This is a genomic window from Xanthomonas euvesicatoria pv. euvesicatoria, assembly GCF_020880415.1.
Lineage (GTDB): Bacteria > Pseudomonadota > Gammaproteobacteria > Xanthomonadales > Xanthomonadaceae > Xanthomonas > Xanthomonas euvesicatoria.
The window spans coordinates 1-865 of the sequence record NZ_JAJIUJ010000058.1; the positions used below are offsets into that span (position 1 = coordinate 1).

Genomic DNA, 865 nt, shown 5'->3' on the forward strand with positions numbered 1-865 from the left:
GACCGCCATCTGCACAGCCCGGATCACCATCTGACGGTCCTGCCGAGCGTGCATTGACCAGCCAACAATGCGCTGGTCGTACAGATCCAATACGATGCACAGATACAGCTTGCCCTGCTGGGTCTTGATCTCGGTGATATCGGTCACCCACTTGGTTTCCGGCTCCAGCGCGAGAAAATCACGTTCAAGCAGGTTGACCACGCCCGGCGGCGTCACGGCCGGACTGCCACGCTGCCCGCGACGCTTGCGCCGGGGCCAGCCCTGCAGGCCGTCGGCCGCCATCAGGCGTGCTACCCGGTTCAGGCTGGCGGTCTCGCCCTCCTCAGCCAGGTCTTCGCGCATGCGGCCAGCCCCCAACGTACCGCGGCTGTCTTCGTGTAGTTCGCGCATCCGTACGACCAGGCGCTCATTGTCGAGCTGCCGGGCGCTCGCAGGACGCTTACTCCACTCGTAGTAGCCGCTGGCCGATACCTTCAGGCACCGGCACATCAGCCGAATCGGAAACTCATCGCGGCAACGTTCGATCACCTGATACCTCAGGGTGATCCCTTTGCGAAGAACGTCGCCGCTTCTCGCAAAAAATCCCGTTCCTTCTTCACCCGCGCCAACTCGCGCTTGAGTCGAGCCAGCTCCTCGTCCCGAGGCGTGCCACTGCCGCCGAATGCGGCCGTCCCCGGGGTCTGCGCCTCGCGCTTCCAGCGGGTCAGCAGGGTGTCGCGAATCCCCAGCTCCCGGGCCACCTGGGCACAGCTGACGCCGGGCTGGCTGGCCTGCTCAACCGCGCCACGCTTGAACTCGGCAGTGAACTTCCTGCGCTTTGACATGAACACTCCTCATGGCCTTGATCGGCCTTCTTGTAAGTGTC

Annotated in this window: 1 pseudogene; it reads right to left on the bottom strand. The window is 64.2% G+C overall.

The features are described from left to right. Window positions 1–824, bottom strand: a pseudogene (locus LN450_RS10480) (IS3-like element ISXc8 family transposase); the annotation flags it as partial. Window positions 825–865 lie beyond the last annotated feature (41 nt).